Origin of the sequence: Microbacterium deferens, assembly GCF_045517775.1 — a bacterium.
Lineage (GTDB): Bacteria > Actinomycetota > Actinomycetes > Actinomycetales > Microbacteriaceae > Microbacterium.
This window is the reverse complement of record NZ_JBEUWT010000001.1, coordinates 1,263,425-1,280,209: the sequence shown is the minus strand read 5'-3', so window position 1 is coordinate 1,280,209 and position 16,785 is coordinate 1,263,425. Positions and strand designations below refer to the sequence as shown.

At 70.5% G+C, this 16,785-nt stretch carries 18 protein-coding genes and 1 tRNA gene; 6 read left to right on the top strand and 13 right to left on the bottom strand.

The annotated features are described in order from the left end of the window. Positions 1–17 precede the first annotated feature (17 nt). Complete coding sequence (locus tag ABTU82_RS06120) at positions 18–599, bottom strand: hypothetical protein (RefSeq protein WP_116648245.1); 582 nt, start codon at positions 597–599, stop codon at positions 18–20. A gap of 17 nt (positions 600–616) precedes the next feature. Then, positions 617–1,027, bottom strand: coding sequence for a DUF4383 domain-containing protein (locus ABTU82_RS06115; RefSeq protein WP_116648246.1), 411 nt, complete (start codon positions 1,025–1,027; stop codon positions 617–619). Positions 1,028–1,203: 176 nt separating this feature from the next. Between ABTU82_RS06115 and ABTU82_RS06110 the strand changes: the two genes are divergently transcribed. Together ABTU82_RS06110 and ABTU82_RS06105 are read left to right on the top strand one after the other, a co-directional pair. After that, the gene (locus ABTU82_RS06110) at positions 1,204–1,635 is read left to right on the top strand and encodes a YdeI/OmpD-associated family protein (protein ID WP_407172362.1); all 432 of its coding nucleotides are present in this window, start codon (positions 1,204–1,206) and stop codon (positions 1,633–1,635) included. A gap of 43 nt (positions 1,636–1,678) precedes the next feature. Continuing rightward, positions 1,679–2,245, top strand: coding sequence for an asparagine synthase (locus ABTU82_RS06105; RefSeq protein WP_116648248.1), 567 nt, complete (start codon positions 1,679–1,681; stop codon positions 2,243–2,245). Between the two features lie 35 nt (positions 2,246–2,280). On the opposite strand, the gene ABTU82_RS06100 is transcribed toward ABTU82_RS06105, so the two are convergent. From ABTU82_RS06100 to ABTU82_RS06070, 7 genes are all read right to left on the bottom strand, one after another. Continuing rightward, positions 2,281–2,808, bottom strand: coding sequence for a hypothetical protein (locus tag ABTU82_RS06100; RefSeq protein ID WP_407172359.1), 528 nt, complete (start codon positions 2,806–2,808; stop codon positions 2,281–2,283). Between the two features lie 177 nt (positions 2,809–2,985). Continuing rightward, a tRNA-Arg gene (locus ABTU82_RS06095) sits at positions 2,986–3,058 on the bottom strand. An 87-nt stretch (positions 3,059–3,145) separates the two neighbouring features. Continuing rightward, positions 3,146–4,681 (bottom strand): CoA-acylating methylmalonate-semialdehyde dehydrogenase, encoded by a 1,536-nt coding sequence (locus ABTU82_RS06090; protein ID WP_407172357.1) that lies wholly within the window; start codon positions 4,679–4,681, stop codon positions 3,146–3,148. Positions 4,682–4,706: 25 nt separating this feature from the next. Beyond that, positions 4,707–6,029, bottom strand: coding sequence for an aspartate aminotransferase family protein (locus ABTU82_RS06085; RefSeq protein ID WP_407172356.1), 1,323 nt, complete (start codon positions 6,027–6,029; stop codon positions 4,707–4,709). 85 nt (positions 6,030–6,114) lie between these two features. After that, complete coding sequence (locus tag ABTU82_RS06080; protein ID WP_407172354.1) at positions 6,115–7,149, bottom strand: TIGR03842 family LLM class F420-dependent oxidoreductase; 1,035 nt, start codon at positions 7,147–7,149, stop codon at positions 6,115–6,117. Positions 7,150–7,205: 56 nt separating this feature from the next. Next, on the bottom strand, positions 7,206–8,636 hold the full coding sequence (gene hydA, locus ABTU82_RS06075; RefSeq protein WP_407172352.1) for a dihydropyrimidinase: 1,431 nt from the start codon (positions 8,634–8,636) through the stop codon (positions 7,206–7,208). 88 nt (positions 8,637–8,724) lie between these two features. Further along, a complete protein-coding gene (locus tag ABTU82_RS06070) occupies positions 8,725–9,573 on the bottom strand; it encodes a nitrilase-related carbon-nitrogen hydrolase (protein ID WP_407172350.1) in 849 nt (282 codons plus the stop codon). A gap of 139 nt (positions 9,574–9,712) precedes the next feature. Here ABTU82_RS06070 and ABTU82_RS06065 point away from each other — a divergent pair, with 139 nt between their 5' ends. The 4 genes from ABTU82_RS06065 to ABTU82_RS06050 all read left to right on the top strand — a co-directional run bounded on the left by ABTU82_RS06065 (position 9,713) and on the right by ABTU82_RS06050 (position 13,984). After that, entirely contained in the window at positions 9,713–10,852 is a 1,140-nt protein-coding gene (locus ABTU82_RS06065; RefSeq protein WP_407172348.1) for a sensor histidine kinase, read from the top strand. Next, the gene (locus tag ABTU82_RS06060; protein WP_407172347.1) at positions 10,849–11,502 is read left to right on the top strand and encodes a response regulator; all 654 of its coding nucleotides are present in this window, start codon (positions 10,849–10,851) and stop codon (positions 11,500–11,502) included. The genes ABTU82_RS06065 and ABTU82_RS06060 overlap by 4 nt, the downstream gene beginning before the upstream one ends. Positions 11,503–11,744: 242 nt before the next feature. Further along, a complete protein-coding gene (locus tag ABTU82_RS06055) occupies positions 11,745–12,524 on the top strand; it encodes an ABC transporter ATP-binding protein (RefSeq protein ID WP_116648256.1) in 780 nt (259 codons plus the stop codon). Further along, on the top strand, positions 12,521–13,984 hold the full coding sequence (locus ABTU82_RS06050; RefSeq protein ID WP_407172344.1) for an ABC transporter permease: 1,464 nt from the start codon (positions 12,521–12,523) through the stop codon (positions 13,982–13,984). Before ABTU82_RS06055 ends, ABTU82_RS06050 begins: the two co-directional genes overlap by 4 nt. A gap of 158 nt (positions 13,985–14,142) precedes the next feature. On the opposite strand, the gene ABTU82_RS06045 is transcribed toward ABTU82_RS06050, so the two are convergent. The 4 genes from ABTU82_RS06045 to ABTU82_RS06030 form a co-directional block, all read right to left on the bottom strand. Further along, the gene (locus ABTU82_RS06045) at positions 14,143–14,649 is read right to left on the bottom strand and encodes a hypothetical protein (RefSeq protein ID WP_116648258.1); all 507 of its coding nucleotides are present in this window, start codon (positions 14,647–14,649) and stop codon (positions 14,143–14,145) included. A gap of 36 nt (positions 14,650–14,685) precedes the next feature. Further along, positions 14,686–15,174: a SprT-like domain-containing protein gene (locus tag ABTU82_RS06040; protein ID WP_407172342.1), complete on the bottom strand. Its 489-nt coding sequence runs from the start codon at positions 15,172–15,174 to the stop codon at positions 14,686–14,688. A gap of 44 nt (positions 15,175–15,218) precedes the next feature. Next, positions 15,219–15,746: a hypothetical protein gene (locus tag ABTU82_RS06035; RefSeq protein ID WP_116648260.1), complete on the bottom strand. Its 528-nt coding sequence runs from the start codon at positions 15,744–15,746 to the stop codon at positions 15,219–15,221. A 79-nt stretch (positions 15,747–15,825) separates the two neighbouring features. Next, positions 15,826–16,692, bottom strand: coding sequence for a spermidine synthase (locus tag ABTU82_RS06030; protein WP_407172341.1), 867 nt, complete (start codon positions 16,690–16,692; stop codon positions 15,826–15,828). Positions 16,693–16,785 lie beyond the last annotated feature (93 nt).

Genomic DNA, 16,785 nt, shown 5'->3' with positions numbered 1-16,785 from the left:
CCGCAGGGTGTCGCGTATCAGTGCCCGTCGTGCGTCACGACGGGCACTGTGCCGTCGTCGGTGAGGAGCACGGCGTCCTGCGCCGCGCCGAGCGCGGGGGTGACGATGACGGCGATGATGGCCGCGGCCACCAGCATGCCGAGGATTCCGCGGAGGGTGCCGACGTCACGGGCCTTGTCGGCGCCGCGACGGACCACGACGGCGCAGGCGCCGCCGACGACCAGCAGGAGGAAGGTGCCCGCGGCGATCGCGTAGACGCCCGTGTGAGAGGGCGCGACGGCGAGCAGCCCGAACATCGCCAGCACGCCCGCGACGGCCCCGGCGAGGGCGAGCGGGGGAGCGACGAGACGGGAGGCGACGAGGTTGGCGCCGCCCCAGAAGAGTGAGAGGACGCCGAGGCTGACCAGCAGCACGCCGACGGCACGCTCGGTGAAGCCCGACGTCGCTCCGACGATCGCCCCGGCGCCGAGGGCGGCTTGGATGAGCCCGGCCCCCCAGGCCGCGACCGAGGGCCACGACCCGGTGAAGCCGGACGACCCCGCGGCCGGACGGGCTCGATGAGCCGTCACGACCGCGGGGGTGTTCGCATGAACAGTCACGGTGAAGAGTCGTTCGATCAGATCGCCGCGGTGCGGGGGACGTTCTTGTCGGCGGCGAGGCCGACACCGAGCAGCACGACCGCGCTGGCGAGGTGGAGGAAGTGGTCGGCCACGTTCAGCGCGAGGATGTTCGCGGCGGTTCCGACGAGGAAGAAGCCGACGACGCCCAGGAGCAGGTAGACCGCGCCCACGGTGGTGTTGACGCCCTTCGCGGCGCGGACGTTGGCGAGGCCGGCGATGAGGAGCGCTGCACCGATGAGGAGGTGGGCGATGTTGTGCAGCGGGTTCACCTCGAAGATGCCGAGGAGGAGGCCTCCGTCGGTGGCGATGAAGCCCACGCCGCCGGTCACGGCGAAGCCGAGCAGGCCGACGAGCAGGTAGACGGCGCCGAAGATGGTGGCGACGATGCGGTTCGGTGACGAGCCCATGAGGGACCTCCTAGTTCAGGATGCGACCGGCGCCGCATCTGAGAATGATTCGTACTGAGTGGGAGATCGGATTGGGCGTTCTCCCAGGTTCGAAGCTATGGCCTGGTCTGGCCTCGAATCGCGGGGGTTGCGCGCGCCGGTCCGACGCGGTATCTGCGTGCTGTCACACTTCACGCATGACGTTCGAGACGACTCTTTCCCAGAGCGGCAACAACACCGGCATCGAGGTGCCCCCGGAACTGATCGCGGAGTTGGGCGGGGGCAAGCGCCCCGCCGTGATCGTGACGGTGAACGGCTTCACCTATCGGAGCACGGTCGGAGTGATGGGAGGGCGCCACCTCATCCCGTTCTCATCCGACAAGCGCGCCGAGACCGGACTTCGCGGGGGAGACGCGATCACGGTCGAGCTGGCACTCGACACCGCTCCGCGAACGGTCGAGCTGCCCGATGACCTCGTGTCGGCCCTCGCCGAGGCGGGTTCGCGAGAACTCTTCGACGCCCTGGCGCCGAGTCAGCGCAAGGCGCACGTCACGAACGTCGAGGGCGCGAAGACCGCCGAGACGCGGGAACGCCGCATCCGGTCCATCGTGGCGAAGCTCTCCGTCTGAGCCCGGCCGCGGTCGCGCTAGCCTCGTGTAGAGGAGGTGCGCCGTGGGGAAGACGTCGGATGCTGTCGCCGAGGGCGTCTCGATCGCCGCAGCGGCCGCACGGCTGATCGTGCGCAACCGCATCCTCGTCGACACGATCGCCGATGGCGGGCAGTTCGATGCCGACGCGTTCGGCGAGATCACCCGCGAGACGCTGCTCGGACTCGCTGCCGAGCAGGAGCGCGCCGCCGACCGGGCGCGGCGCTTGCGGCGCGGTGCCTGGGGCAAGTTCTCGACGTCGTCGGGTACGCACGACTACCGCGACCGCGACACCGCCAACCTCCGTCGCCGTCGCAAGCAGTACCTGGGCGTGGCGTCGGAGCTGCGTGCCTGGGCGGGCGATGAGGCCCGCGTCAGCGCGTTGCTCGAGAGCGCGCGCGACGCCGCGTGGGGCGACGTGGAGTCGAACCTCGCCCGTCGGCTGAACGTCGAAGCGATGACGGCAGACTCCGACCCCGAGTACGAGACGATGCGCAAAGCGCGCATGGATTCGCTGCGCATGATCGACCTGGCCCGACTCGCCTCCCAGGCCAAGAAGAAGGCCCAGCAGGCCCGCGCCGGCGACGCCTGACCGCCCGCGGCAGCGCCACCCCGCCGGGTACCGGGTCAGCGCCGCAACGCCGCCGGACGCGCGATGTCGAGTGCCTCGAGCAGGTCGCCGAGTCGCCGATCGAGCTCGACACCCGCCTGAGTGAGCTTGTTGAGGCCGAAGCTCGCCAGATGCGGGCCGGGCTGCTCGAGAGTCAGCGCGACCTCGTCGCCGCGCGCGACCAGCAGCATCCGCACCGGCAGGTACAGCAGCGCGGTCGGTTCGATGCGGTGGATGCGGGCGGCGGCCGCCCAGTCCATGAGCAGGTAGCCCACGGCCGCAGCATCCCTTCCCGCCACGCTCAGCACGCCCCCGAGGTCATCGCTCGACAGGCGTACGAATCCGTTCGGCGCCTCCCACGAGAGGCCGCGCACGAAGTCGTCCCACGGAGTGCGTCCTCCCGTGACCGCATCGAGGTCGTCGCGGTCGAGCTCGGGCACCTCGGCCTCGATGCGGGCACGCATCTCGTCGAAGGGCGCCGCGACACGGAGGGTGATGCGGCGCGCACCGTGGTCGGCGGCCTCGTCGGCGGTGCGATAGCTCATCGCACCCATGCTCCCAGAGCTCGGGCGACCGAGGGCGCGCGTGAAAGCCCAGAACACCCGGACGCACGCTCGGCGCGCTCCGGGTGTTCTGGACTCTCGAAGCGAGCGAGGGCAGAGAAAAAGGCTCCGGCCCCCGCTTTCGCGAGGGCCGGAGCCTGTCACTGTCTCAACACAGTGTGCGCCCGAAGGGACTCGAACCCCTAACCTTCTGATCCGTAGTCAGATGCTCTATCCATTGAGCTACGGGCGCGCGACCCCCAACACGAAACGGTGCGGGGGCCTCGAGCGAGCTTACCCTACGCAGAACGCGCTCGCGAATCGAGACGGATGCTGCGGTTCACTCGTGCTGCGGGAAGCCCAGGTTCAGGCCTCCGTGCGAGGGGTCGAGCCAGCGCGAGGTCACCGCCTTCTCCTGCGTGAAGAAGTCGAACCCGTGCGTGCCGTAGGCCTTCGCGTCGCCGAACAGCGACGCCTTCCACCCGCCGAACGAGTGGTACGCCACCGGCACGGGGATCGGCACGTTCACGCCGATCATGCCGACCTGCACCTCGTGCTGGAAGCGGCGCGCGGCCCCGCCGTCGTTCGTGAAGATCGCCGTGCCGTTTCCGAAGGCGCCCGAGTTGATCATCTCGAGACCCTCCTCGTACCCGGCGACGCGGATCACGGACAGCACCGGTCCGAAGATCTCCTCGCGATAGGCGGCCGAGGCCGTCGGCACGCGGTCGAGCAGGGTCGGGCCGAGCCAGAATCCGTCGGCGTCACCGTCGACGGCGGCAACGCGCCCGTCGACGACGACGTCCGCCCCGTCGCCGGAGGCCACATCGATGTACGACGCGACCTTGTCGCGGTGGGCGGCGGTGATCAGCGGCCCCATGTCGGTGCCGCGGGTACCGTCGCCGATCGTGAGTCGTCCCATGCGCTCGCGCACCTTCTCGATGAGCGCGTCGGCGACCGTGTCGACGGCGAGCACGACCGACACGGCCATGCAGCGCTCGCCCGCCGAGCCGAAGCCGGCGTTCACCGCCGCGTCGGCGGTCAGGTCGAGGTCGGCGTCGGGGAGGACGAGCATGTGGTTCTTCGCGCCGCCGAGCGCCTGCACGCGCTTGCCGAGCCGGGTGCCGGTCTCGTACACGTACCGCGCGATCGGGGTCGAGCCGACGAACGAGATCGCGCGCACGTCGGGGTGCTCGAGCAGGGCGTCGACCGCCGTCTTGTCTCCGTGGACGACCGAGAAGACGCCGTCGGGCAGCCCCGCCTCCTTCAGCCGGGCCGCCATCCAGTTCGCCGCCGACGGGTCTTTCTCGCTGGGCTTGAGCACGACCGCGTTGCCGGCCGCGAGAGCGAGCGGGAAGAACCACATCGGCACCATCGCCGGGAAGTTGAACGGGCTGATGATCCCGACGACGCCGAGCGGCTGCCGCAGGGTGTACACGTCGACGCCCGTCGAGACGTTCTCGGAGTAGGCGCCCTTGTTGAGCGTGCCGACGCCGCAGGCGAACTCGATCACCTCGAGGCCGCGCGCGATCTCGCCGAGGGCGTCGGAGGTGACCTTGCCGTGCTCGGAGGTGAGGATCGCGGCGAGTTCGTCCTTCCTCGCGTTCACCAGCTCGCGGAACGCGAACAGCACCTGCGTGCGCTTCGAGATGCTCGTATCGCCCCACACGGCGGCCGCGCGCGAGGCCGAGGCGACGGCATCAGCGACGTCCTGCGTCGAGGCGAACCGCACCTCCTTCTGCACGACACCGCGCGCCGGGTCGAACACCGGACCCGTGCGGTCGGACGAGCCGGGCCACGGTGCGCCGTCGACCCAGTGGTCCAGCACGACGGTGTCGGATGCTGCGGCGGGGGGAGCCGTGAGTGCGGTATCGGCCATGGGCGGTCCTTTCTGAGGTCGCTCGTCAGCGAGCGCGGGCGAGGTCGGTGAAGGCCTCGTCGTAGATGGCGGCGGCCTGATCGACCTCATCGGCCGTGACCACGCAGGGCGGTACGACGTGGATGCGGTTCTCGGACACGAAGGGGAGGAGCCCCCGGGCGACGAGGCCGCTCTTGAGCGCGCCCATGGCCGCGCCCGACAGCGGCTCGCGGGTGGTGCGGTCGGCGACGAGCTCGAGCGCCCAGAAGACGCCCTCGCCGCGCACCTCTCCGATGACGTCGTGCCGGTCGGCGAGAACCCGCAGCGCCGGGCCGATCGAGTCGGCTCCGATGCGTGCGGCGTGCTCGACGATGCCTTCGCCCGCCATCGCGTCGAGGGCACCGATGATCGAGGCCGCGGCGAGCGGGTGCCCGCTGTAGGTGAGTCCGCCGGGGAAGACCTGCTGGTCGAACTGCGCGGCGATGGGGTCGGAGATGATGACGCCGCCGACGGGCACGTAGCCGGAGTTCACGCCCTTGGCGAAGGTGATGAGGTCGGGCACGACGTCGTAGCCGTCGAAGGCGAACCAGCGTCCGGTGCGGCCGAACCCTGCCATCACCTCGTCGAGGATCAGCACGATGCCGTACCGGTCGGCCAGAGCCCGGACGCCGGCGAGGTATCCCGGCGGCGGCACGAGCACCCCGGCGGTGCCGGGGATCGTCTCGAGCAGGATCGCGGCGATCGTGGTGGGGCCCTCGGCCTGGATCACGCGCTCGAGGTGGCGGAGCGCGCGCTCGCACTCCTCCTCGGGGCTGTTCGCCCAGAACTCGGTGCGGTAGAGGTACGGGCCGAAGAAGTGCACGTGCCCTCGGGCGTACTGGTTCGGGATGCGCCGCCAATCGCCGGTGGAGACGATCGCGGCTCCGGTGTTGCCGTGGTACGAGCGGTAGGTCGACAGCACCGTGTCGCGGCCGGTGTGCAATCGCGCGAGTCGGATGGCGTTCTCGTTCGCGTCAGCGCCGCCGTTGGTGAAGAAGACCTTCTCGAAGCCGTCGGGCGCCCGCTCGACGATGCGTCGCGCTGCTTCTCCCCGCGCGAGGTTCGCCGTCGCGGGTCCGATGGTCGCGAGGGTCGCCGCCTGCTCCTGGATGGCGCGGACGACGGCCGGATGCTGGTGGCCGATGTTCACGTTCACGAGCTGGCTGGAGAAGTCCAGGTAGCGGGTGCCGGCGTGATCCCACACGGTGGTGCCGGACCCCCCGGCGATCACCATCGGATCGAGCGCCCCCTGCGCCGACCACGAGTGGAAGACGTGCGCGCGGTCGAGGTCCTTCGTGCGGGCGTCGAGGTCTGTCGTGTCGTGGTCCATCGGCATCCTCATCGTCGAGTCGCGTCGTCCGGCCGGAATCCCGACCTGTCATCGACCATACGGCGTGATCCGCGCGCCGCGCAGGTCACGCTTTCGCCGTCACGTGCTGCTGGAGCGCGGGGATGACGGTCTCGCCGTACACCCGGAGGGTCTCCTCCTTGTTGTCGTGCTGCAGGTAGCCCGCGAACTGGGTGACGCCGAGTGCGCGCAACCGCTCGAGCTTCGCGATGTGCTCCTCGGCGGTGCCGAGGATGCAGAAGCGCTCGACGATCTCGTCGGGCACGAAGTCGACGTGGTCGTTGCCGGCCTTGCCGTGGGAGTTGTAGTCGTAACCGGTGCGCCCGGCGATGTAGTCGGTGAGCGCCTCGGGCACAGCGCTGCCGGTCCCTGAGCCTGTCGAAGGGCCGTACTTCGCCACGATGTCGGCGACGTGATTGCCGACCATCCCGCCGAACCACCGTGTCTGGTCGATCATGTGGGCCCGGTCGGTGCCGATGTACATCGGGGCTGCGACGCAGAACGCGATCGCGTCGGGGTCGCGCCCGGCGGCGGCCGCAGCATCCCGCACCGTCGTGATCATCCATGCCGCGATGTCGACGTCGGCGAGCTGCAGGATGAATCCGTCCGCCACCTCGCCCGTGAGCTTCAGCGCCATCGGCCCGTAGGCGGCGACCCAGACGTCGAGCTCGGAGCCGCGGCTCCACGGGAACTGCAGGGTGGCGCCCTTGTACTCGACGGGCCGCGAGTTCGCGAGCTCGCGGATGACGTGGATCGACTCGCGCAGCTCGGCCATCGTCGACGGGCGTCCGTTGGTGACCCGCACCGCGGAGTCGCCGCGTCCGATGCCGCACACCGTGCGATTGCCGTACATCTCGTTGAGCGTCGCGAAGATCGAGGCCGTCACCGTCCAGTCGCGCGTGGCGGGATTGGTCACGAGCGGACCGACCGTCACCCGGCGGGTGGTCGCGAGGATGGCCGAGTAGATGACGTAGGGCTCCTCCCACAGCAGGTGCGAGTCGAACGTCCACACGTGCGAGAACCCGTGCGCCTCGGCCAGTTGGGCGAGGTGGATCACCCGCGAGGCGGGCGGATTGGTCTGCAGAACGACGCCGAAGTCCATGATCTCCTTTGGTCCCTGAGCTTGTCGAAGGGTAGTCCTTGAGCTGTTCCGAAGGGTCAGTTCAGGTACTGGCTGAGCCCGCGCTTGACGAACCGGCCGTCGCCCTTGGTACCGCGGTAGGCGCCGTCGTCGACGATGACCCGCCCGCGCGAGAGCACGGTGTCGACGTGTCCGTCGATCTGGAACCCCTCCCACGCCGAGTGGTCCATGTTCATGTGGTGGGATGCTGCGCTGATGGTCGTGCGACCGTTCGGGTCGTAGACGACGATGTCGGCGTCGGCCCCCGGCTGGATGACGCCTTTCCTGCCGTACATGCCGAACATGCGCGCCGGGGTCGTGCTGGTCAGCTCCACCCAGCGCTCGAGGGTCAGTTCGCCGGTGACAACGCCCTGGTACATGAGATCCATCCGGTGCTCGACCGAGCCGATGCCGTTGGGGATGGCGCGGAAGTCGTTCCTGCCGAGCTCCTTCTGCCCCTTCATGCAGAACGGGCAGTGATCGGTCGAGACCATCTGCACGTCGTTCGTGCGCAGCGCCTGCCACATGTGGTGCTGGTGGCCCTCGGCGCGAGAGCGCAGCGGTGTCGAGCACACCCACTTCGCGCCCTCGAACTGGCCCCACTCCTCGCTGAAGGCGCCGAGCTGCTCCTCGAGCGAGAGGTAGAGATACTGCGGACAGGTCTCGCCGAACACGTTCCAGCCCTGGTCGCGCGCCCAGGCGAGCTGGTCGACGGCCTGCTTCGCCGACACGTGCACGACGTAGAGCGGGGCGCCGGTGAGGTTCGCGAGCATGATGGCGCGGTGCGTCGCCTCCTCCTCCATCTGCCAGGCGCGCGCGATGCCGTGGTAGTACGGTGCGATCTTGCCGGCTTCGGCGAGCTGGGCGGCCAGCACGTCGATCGCCGGGCCGTTCTCGGCGTGCATCATCGTGAGAAGGCCCGTCTCGGCCGACTTCTGCATGGCTCTGAGGATCTGCCCGTCGTCGGAGTAGAAGACGCCGGGGTAGGCCATGAACAGCTTGAAACTCGTGATCCCCTCGTCGACCAGCGAATCCATCGCCCGCAGTGACGCGTCGTCGACGCCGCCGATGATCTGATGGAACCCGTAGTCGATCGCGCAGGTGCCGGCGGCCTTCTCGTGCCACGCGGCGAGTCCGTCCTGCACCCGCTCACCGGTCTTCTGCACGGCGAAGTCGACGATGGTGGTCGTACCGCCCCAGGCGGCGGCGCGCGTGCCCGTTTCGAAGGTGTCGGACGCGTTCGTGCCGTCGAACGGCAGCTCCATGTGGGTGTGCGCGTCGATGCCTCCGGGGATGACGTACTTGCCCGTCGCGTCGATCACGGTATCGACGTTCGCGGCGATGTCGAAGCCCAGCAGCGCCGAGCCCGGCGCCAGCACCGCGGCGATCGTCTCGCCGTCGACCAGCACGTCGGCCAGGCTCGAGCCCGTCGCCGTGACGACGGTGCCACCCGTGATGAGTGTCTTCATGGCCTAACCTCCGTCGCTCCGCTCGGTCTGGAGGCCGACCCGATACCCAGGTGCTCGAGGCGGGCGGTGGCCCGGGCAGTCGCGGCGCTCACGGCTGCGCGATCCCGGTGTAGGAGTCGGGGCGGCGATCCCGATAGAACTGCCAGTCGTCGCGCATCTGCCGCACCATGTCGAGGTCGAGATCGCGCACCAGCACCTCCTCGTGCTCGCCCGAGCCGCGCTCGCCGACGAAATTCCCCCGCGGGTCGATCACCTGGCTGGTGCCGTAGAAGTCCACCGCGAGCTCCCCGTACTCGTTGTCTTCGCGGCCGACGCGGTTGGGCTGCAGCACGAAGTAGCCGTTCGCGACGGCCGCGGCCGGGCCCTCGACCTCCCACAGGCGGTTCGACAGCCCGGGCTTGGTGGCGTTGGGGTTGAACACCATGTGCGCGTCGTTCAGACCCAGCTCGCGCCATCCCTCGGGGAAGTGGCGGTCGTAGCAGATGTACATCCCGATCCGACCGACCGCGGTGTCGAAGACCGGGTAGCCGAGGTTGCCCGGGCGGAAGTAGAACTTCTCCCAGAACCGATCGAGGTGGGGGAGGTGGTGCTTGCGATACTTCCCCAGGATCGAGCCGTCGGCATCGACGAGCACCGAGGTGTTGTAGTAGACGCCGGTCTGCGCCTCCTCGTAGATCGGGAGCACCATCACCGTGCCGAGCTCTCGAGCGAGGTCGGCGAACCGCTGCACGATCGGCCCGTCGGCCGCCTCGGCGAAGCCGTAGTACTTCTTGTCCTGCGTGATGCCGAAGTACGGGCCGTAGAACAGCTCCTGGAAGCAGACGACCTCTGCCCCGTCGGCGGCGGCGTCGCGCGCGAAGCGCTCGTGCTTGTCGAGCATCGAGGCTTTGTCGCCCGTCCACGTCGTCTGGGTGATGGCCGCTCGTACTGTCGTCACTGCTACCTCCATGCTGATCGTGGTGGTGCTCGCCCGCACTGCATCCCTACCGCACCTCGGCCGTCGCCACAACGGTCGGGGCCTCATCTACATCGCGAGGCGGATGCTGGGGGCGGCCCCGACGCGTACGGTGAAAGCGATGTTCCGCCCACTCCGCCCGCACCAGATCGCCCTCGATCTGTCCCTCGCCGGTGTGTTCGCCGCCCTCGCGCTGTCCTTCGAGCTCTCCGCGGGCGGCGGTTCGATCACGAGCTACCTGCCGGTGACCGTGGTGGCCCTGATCTTCACGACCGCGCTGGCGATCCGCCGACTGCAACCGGGGCTGGCGCTGGGGGTGGCGTGGCTGGCGGCGATCCTCCAGATGCTGTTCCTGCTGCAACCGGGCCCGGTCGACGTCGTCGTTTTCGCAGTGCTCTACACGTCGGCCGCGTATGGATCGCGCCTGGTCTTCTGGTGGGGGTTCGCCTCGGCCATCGGCGGTGCGGTGGTGATCACCGTGTATGTCTTCGGCGTGCTTGCCTCGACGGGGGTGGAGAGCCTGCCCCTCGCGGTCGTGGTGCTCGTCGCCGCCCTGTTCGCCCTCCTGCTCTCGTGGGTGACCGGAGCGCTCGTCCGCACCGCGATCCGCGGTCGCGAAACCCGGCGCGCGCAGGAGCTCGCCGAGGGCCAGGCGGCCGCCGAACAGGAGCGCGTGCGCATCGCCCGTGACATGCACGACGTCGTGGCGCACTCGCTGACGGTCGTGATCGCGCAGGCCGACGGGGCCCGGTATGCGGCAGCATCCGATCCCGCCGCCGCCGCCGTCGCGCTCGGCACGATCTCGACCACCGCCCGTGCGGCTCTTGCCGACGTGCGGCTGCTGCTCACGCAGCTGCGGCACAGCCAGGCGCCCGGTCCGCAGCCGACTCTCGCCGACGTCGAGGCGCTCTATACGCAGGTGCGTGCGGCCGGGGTCGAGCTCAGGGTGGACGTCGATCCGGCGCCCGCCCACGAGCAACCCGCCTCGGTGCAGCTGGCCGTGTACCGCATCTTGCAGGAGGCGCTCACGAACGCCCTGCGGCACGGCGACGGCGGCGTCGTCTCGGTGCGGCTGGCGTGGTGGCCCACCCGTGTCGACCTGACGGTCACGAACGGACGGACGAGCGACCCCGCCCCCGGTGGCCACGGGCTGATCGGCATGCGCGAGCGCGCGCAACTCGTCGGCGGGCGTCTCGACGCCGGCGCCGAAGACGCCGACTTCGTCGTTCGGGCGACGATCCCGCTGGGGGTGGAGTCGTGATCCGGGTGGTGCTGGTCGATGACCAGGCGCTCTTCCGCGCGGGCATCCGCATGATGATCGACTCGCAGGACGACCTCGAGGTCGTCGGTGAGGCGGCCGACGGCGCCGAGGGCATCGACGTCATCCGCGCGACGCGCCCCGACGTGGTGCTCATGGACATCCGGATGCCGCGGATGGACGGCCTCGCCGCGGCCGCGGTCATCCTCGCCGACCCCGTTGCCGATCACGTCGAGGGGCCGCCGCGGATCGTCATGCTCACGACCTTCGACCTCGACGAGGCCGCCGCGCGGGCCATCCGCCAGGGGGCCAGTGGATTCCTGCTGAAGGACGCCGACCCCGAGTTCCTGCTCGCCGCGATCCGCACGGTGCATTCCGGGTCGGCCGTGATCGCCGCATCTGCCACCCGCGAGCTGTTCGCGGCCACGACCCCCGCGCCGGTGCCCGTTCCCGCCGTCTTCGAGACCCTCACCGACCGCGAGCGCGAGATCTTCGCGCTCGCCGCCCGCGGGCTCAGCAACGCCGAGATCGCCGCCCGCGAGTACCTGTCGGAAGCCACCGTGAAGACGCACATCAGCCGCATCCTGTCGAAGCTGTCCCTGCGCGACCGCGTGCAGCTCGTCGTCTTCGCCTTCGAGCACGGACTCGCCTGACCCCGAAGCATCCGCGGGGCACTCCTGCCTCTTTCGCAGGACTGTGGCACCCCCTGTCTCTTTCGCAGGAATGTGGCGCATTCCTGCGAAAGACTGCACATGTCGCTGCGGGCATTCGCCGAGAAGTGGCGCATTCCCGAACGGAGGGCGGCCGGATGCTGCGGCAACGTCATCCTCGCGATGTACGCGAATGCGCCGCTCGGGCGACGCGGGGCGCGTGGCCCGATTCGTAGCGTCGAAGCATGGAAATCACCTCGACAGATCTCGGGCTCGCCGCCCGGGTGCAGCAGCTCACCAAGTCCTACGGCGGCGGCGAGAACGCCGTCCGCGCCCTCGACGGCGTCTCGGTCGGCATCCGCCGGGGACAGTTCACCGCGATCATGGGCCCCTCCGGTTCGGGCAAGTCGACACTGATGCACGTCATGGCCGGACTCGACGCCCCCACCTCGGGTCGAGCCTGGATCGGCGACACCGAGATCAGCGGCCTCGGCGACCTCGAGTTGACCCTCCTGCGCCGTCGCCGCGTCGGCTTCGTCTTCCAGGCCTTCAACCTCGTGCCGACCCTCGATGCGATAGGCAACATCCTCCTGCCGTTCGACCTCGACGGGCGCCGCCCCTCGGCGATCGAGCGGGCGCGCATCGAGGGACTCGTCGAGACGCTCGGCCTCACCGCGCGCCTCACCCACCGCCCGCACCAGCTCAGCGGCGGGCAGCAGCAGCGTGTCGCGATCGCCCGGGCGCTGGCCACCGCGCCCGACCTCGTCTTCGCCGACGAGCCCACGGGCAACCTCGACTCGCGCTCGGGCCGGGAGGTGCTGAGGCTCCTCGCCGCGGCCAGCCGCGACCACGGCCAGTCGATCGCGATGGTGACCCACGATGCGCTCGCGGCCTCGCACGCCGACCGCGTGCTGTTCCTCGGCGACGGACGCATCGTCGCCGACAAGCCGCGGCAGAGTGCCGAGCAGATCGCCGCGTACATGCTCGAGACCGAGAGCGCCCTGGCGCCCGAGGTGACGGCATGACCGCGGTCGCGGTGGAGGAGCGCACGGTGCGTCCCGCAGCATCCGCCCGACCGCTGGCGTGGCTGCGCGAACGCGGGATGGGCGCGAGCGTGCTCGTCGCCGCCCTGTCGAGCGCCTTCGCGGTGGTGCTCATGTCGACGACGGCGTTCATCTCGCTCGTGCTGCGCTCCGACCCCTTCATCGGGGGGAGCGAGACGCTGGTCTTCATCCTGGGCTTTCTCACCGTGCTGCTCGTCGGGGTCGCCGTCTACGTCGCCGCGATCGTGACGGCCAACACCTTCGCCACCGTGGTCGCGGGGCGCACGCGTCAGATCGCGCTGCTGCGGCTCATCGGCGCGTCGGCCAAGGCGCAGCGCGCCGAGGTCGCCCAGCAGGGACTGATCGTGGGGGCGATCGGCGCCACGCTCGGCTTCGTCATCGGCACCGTGCTGTCGCTCGGCGGGGCGCAGCTCGCGGTGCAGCTGATGGGCCTCGCGCTGGTCGACGACGTCTCGACGCAGCCGCTGCTGGTGCTCCCCGTCGTCGTCGTCGCCCTGACCACCTGGGGAGCAGCGTGGGCGGGATCGCGCCGCGTGCTGACCGTGACGCCGCTGCAGGCGCTGGGCGGCTCGGTGGAACCGACCCGCGAAACGGTGGCGCGCCGGAGCGGTCGGAACATCGCCGCCCTGGTGCTGTTCGTCATCGGCGGGGGGCTGCTCGCCCTGGGCATCGCGGTCGGTCTGGTCACGCCCCTGGGCGTTGCGATCTCGTTCCTGGGCGGCATTTTCTCGTTCACGGCCCTCGCCCTCGGGGCGACCCTGGTCATGCCGCCGGTGCTCCGCCTGGTCGGGCGTCTGTTCGGACGCTCGGCGACGGCGCGACTGGCCGCGGAGAACGCGCTGCGCTACCCGGAGCGCTCGTCGCGGATGGCGATCGGCGTCGTCATGGGAGTGACGCTGGTGACGATGTTCGCCGTGGCCCTCGAGACCGTCAAAGCGGTGCTGACGGCATCCAGCGGCGGGGAGCTCGACCCCGGGATGGCGACCCTCATCGACTCGTTCTCGGCCATCATGATGACGCTCGTGGCGGTGAGCGCCGTGATCGCCGGCGTGGGACTGGTCAACCTGCTCACGATCGGGGTGGTGCAACGGCGACGCGAGCTCGGGTTGCTGCGGGCGCTGGGGATGTCGAACGCGCAGGTGCGTCGGATGGTGCTGCTCGAGGCCGCACACGTCACGATCGCCGCCCTCTCGGCGGGCCTGGTGCTCGGCATCGCCTACGGCTGGGCGGGCGCGCAGTCGGTGCTCGGGTCGGTGCGGTTCCCGCCCGCATGGCTCTCGCCGACCTTCGTGCTTCCCGCGGTGCCGCTGTGGCCCGTGCTCGCCGTGGTCGTCGCGACCGCGATCCTCACCCTGGTGGCCGCGGTCGTTCCCACCCGGCTCGCCACGCGCGTCGCCCCCGTCGCCGCGCTCGCCGAGTAGCCCCTCCGCCGTCCGTGCCGCAGCATCCGATCAACACGCTCGTGTTCGAATCCACATCCCGTTGCAGCGGCGGGATGTGGATTCGAGCATCACGGGGTGGAGCGGATGCCGCGCAGGGTCGGGGACTCTCACACCGCGCAGCCGGGCCGCCGCGCGGGTCAGGCCTCGGGCTGGGGCTCGGGGTCGTGGGCCCAGGTCGGGGCGAGGGCGCGCAGCCGTGCCGCACGCCACTGCCACGCCGCCCAGAGCGTCGGCCACAGGAGGGGTGCCGCGCGACCACCGATGACGAGGCGATCGCGCCACAGGGTGCGCGTGGGGTCTCCGGGGGCGGGTGACACGGCCATCTGGTGGTCCCACACGTCGAGGGCGGCGAGCGGGCCGGTCAGCGGCATGCCGCTGTCGCGGAAGATGCGCACGCGGGCGCCCGCCGCATCCGTCGTCTCGCGGTCGGACACCGAGATGAGCTGACTGCCGACGGGCACGACGCCGGCCACGCTCAGGCTCACCGGGGCGTCGGTGCCCGTCTCGAACGAGGTCGGAGGGTCGGCCAGCGGCTGCATCTGCATGAGCGGCCCGTAGAGCTCGGCGACCGCCGTCGGGGAGTGGAGGGCGCGCCACGCGGCATCCGCGTCGCAGTCGATCACGAGCTTCAAGAGGATGCGCATGCCTCATCCTCTCTCAGCGGCGACTGCACGAGCGCCTCAGCGCGGAGTTCGTGCGGCGAGCCGGTCGGCGGAGCTGATCTCGCGCCTGGTCCAGGTGAAGAGGAACCGCTGGTCGAAACGCGGCGCGCACGTCGAGCACGACGTGGCCCGCGGTGCGCGGCGATGGCGGTACGCGACGTGGCCCGCGGGGCAGACCCCCACCCAGGGCGCGAGTTCGACGGCGGTCTCGCCGTGGTGGGTGGTGCCGCCGACGTAACCGAGATCGCGGGCGATCGCCTTCCACCGGGGGCCGTGACCGGCACCCGGGCCGGCGATCGCGTGGGCGACCTCGTGCAGCAGTGTCTGGTGGTTCTCTTCGTCGTCGTACCGCGCGGAGAGGTAACGCGACACGGTGATGCGTTTGCGTCGAAAGTCGCACAGCCCGGCACGCAGCTTCGCGTTGTCGAAGCCGAACGACCACGAGGCATCGAGGTGGAGGGCGAGGAGCGCCTCAGCCCAGGTGCGAACGCGCTGCGGTTCGGTCATGCTCGCGACGATAGAACGTACGTGCGACACTCGGCCATCGGGGGTCAGCTGGCGACGGTGGTCCGAGCGCGTCGTCGGTCGGCGGCGTCGATCGCGAGCAGGGTCGCCTCCAGCTGCTCGTCGGTGGCCCCGGCGTCCTGGCGGAGGAAGAGTGCGCGCTTGAAGTCGGTGCGCGCCGACTCGTAGTCTTCGCCGTCGTAGGAGGTCTTGCCGCGGTGCTGGTAGGCGAACGCGGCGATGCCCGACCAGCGCTGGCCCTCGGCCTCTTCGGCGCAGGCGGTGAGCTCTTGCAGCGCGGCGGCGAACGCTCCGCGGTTCTGCAGCACGGTCGCGTGCAGGATGCGGGCACGAAGGAGGTCTTTGCGGGTGCCGCCCATGCGGGCCACGCGCACCGACTGGTCGGAGACCACCAGGGCCTCGTCGAGTCGGTCGAGCACCTTCAGCAGCCACACGCGCTCGAGGAGCGCGGGCAGGCTGCGCTGCACGCCGATCTCTTCGAGACGCTCACGGCATTCCTCGAGATCGACGATCTCGCGAAGCGTGTCGGGGTCGTACCCGTGGATGTAGCTCACTCGCGACTCCTTCCGCCCGTGCCGGCCGCTCAGCAAGTCTGCGGCACGTCGCCGGGTGCCTCGCCCAGGCGCGCCGATCTCACCGGTCGAACAGCGACGGCAGAGGTTTCGGAGACGCCGTGGCGTCGCCGTCGGTCGCCGGTCGGGCACCGCGGACGAACTCGTCGATCTCGGCGCCCTGGGCCACTTTCGCGGGGTGCGGTCCGGCCGCCATCAGCCTCGGCAGCCACTCGACCGGAAGCGGGGACGCCGATGCGACGATCACCAGATTGCCGAACCGGCGGCCCTTCAGCACCTGCACCTCCGCGAGCACGACGACGTGCTCCAGCACCTCCCGGACGGTCGCGACCTGCCGGCGGGCGAAGGCGAGCCCCGCCCCGTCGGCGACGTTCACGAGCAACACCGCGTCGGGGGCGAGCAGGCGCGCAGCATCCCGGTAGAACTCCACCGTGGTCAGGTGCGCGGGGGTCTGCGCCCCGGCGTAGACGTCGGAGACGAGCAGGTCGACTGCGCCGGTCAGTCCTGCCGGGAGCTTCGCGGTGACCACGCGGGCATCGCCGATGCGCACCCTCAGCGAGGCGTTCCGCGGCAGGGGGAGGTGCGTGCGCACCAGGTCGACGAGCGGTTGCTCGAGCTCGACCACCTGCTGGCGCGACCCCGGGCGCGTGGCCTCGACGTAGCGCGGGATCGTCAGGGCGCCCGCCCCGAGGTGCACGGCGGTCAGCGGTTGTCCCGGCAGGCGGAGGAGATCGATGACCGCGCCCATGCGCGCGACGTACTCGAAGTGCAGGTGCGTCGGGTCGTCGAGGTCGACGTGCGACTGCGGCGTCCCGTCGACGTCGAGCTCGTATCCGGAGGTGTACGCCGAAGGCAGCACGCGCGCGATCGTGCCGTCGCCCAGGCGCGCGCGGCCGAGCTCGTCGTTCTCTATCCGCGCCCTGGCCACGCTCCCACGCTAGTGGCGCCGCTCGGTCGCGCCCGACCTCCGAACGTCGGAGCATCGCACGGCCGTCGGAGGTTCGGCGGCGAAAGCTCCGAC

Excerpts from the sequence above, each read along its gene's own strand:
- ABTU82_RS06115 (WP_116648246.1), bottom strand. The coding sequence starts at position 1,027 with ATGGGCTCGTCACCGAACCGCATCGTCGCCACCATCTTCGGCGCCGTC.
- ABTU82_RS06110 (WP_407172362.1), top strand. The coding sequence starts at position 1,204 with ATGACGTTCGAGACGACTCTTTCCCAGAGCGGCAACAACACCGGCATC.
- ABTU82_RS06100 (WP_407172359.1), bottom strand. The coding sequence starts at position 2,808 with ATGAGCTATCGCACCGCCGACGAGGCCGCCGACCACGGTGCGCGCCGC.
- ABTU82_RS06090 (WP_407172357.1), bottom strand. The coding sequence starts at position 4,681 with ATGGCCGATACCGCACTCACGGCTCCCCCCGCCGCAGCATCCGACACC.
- ABTU82_RS06085 (WP_407172356.1), bottom strand. The coding sequence starts at position 6,029 with ATGGACCACGACACGACAGACCTCGACGCCCGCACGAAGGACCTCGAC.
- ABTU82_RS06080 (WP_407172354.1), bottom strand. The coding sequence starts at position 7,149 with ATGGACTTCGGCGTCGTTCTGCAGACCAATCCGCCCGCCTCGCGGGTG.
- hydA (WP_407172352.1), bottom strand. The coding sequence starts at position 8,636 with ATGAAGACACTCATCACGGGTGGCACCGTCGTCACGGCGACGGGCTCG.
- ABTU82_RS06065 (WP_407172348.1), top strand. The coding sequence starts at position 9,713 with ATGTTCCGCCCACTCCGCCCGCACCAGATCGCCCTCGATCTGTCCCTC.
- ABTU82_RS06055 (WP_116648256.1), top strand. The coding sequence starts at position 11,745 with ATGGAAATCACCTCGACAGATCTCGGGCTCGCCGCCCGGGTGCAGCAG.
- ABTU82_RS06050 (WP_407172344.1), top strand. The coding sequence starts at position 12,521 with ATGACCGCGGTCGCGGTGGAGGAGCGCACGGTGCGTCCCGCAGCATCC.
- ABTU82_RS06045 (WP_116648258.1), bottom strand. The coding sequence starts at position 14,649 with ATGCGCATCCTCTTGAAGCTCGTGATCGACTGCGACGCGGATGCCGCG.
- ABTU82_RS06040 (WP_407172342.1), bottom strand. The coding sequence starts at position 15,174 with ATGACCGAACCGCAGCGCGTTCGCACCTGGGCTGAGGCGCTCCTCGCC.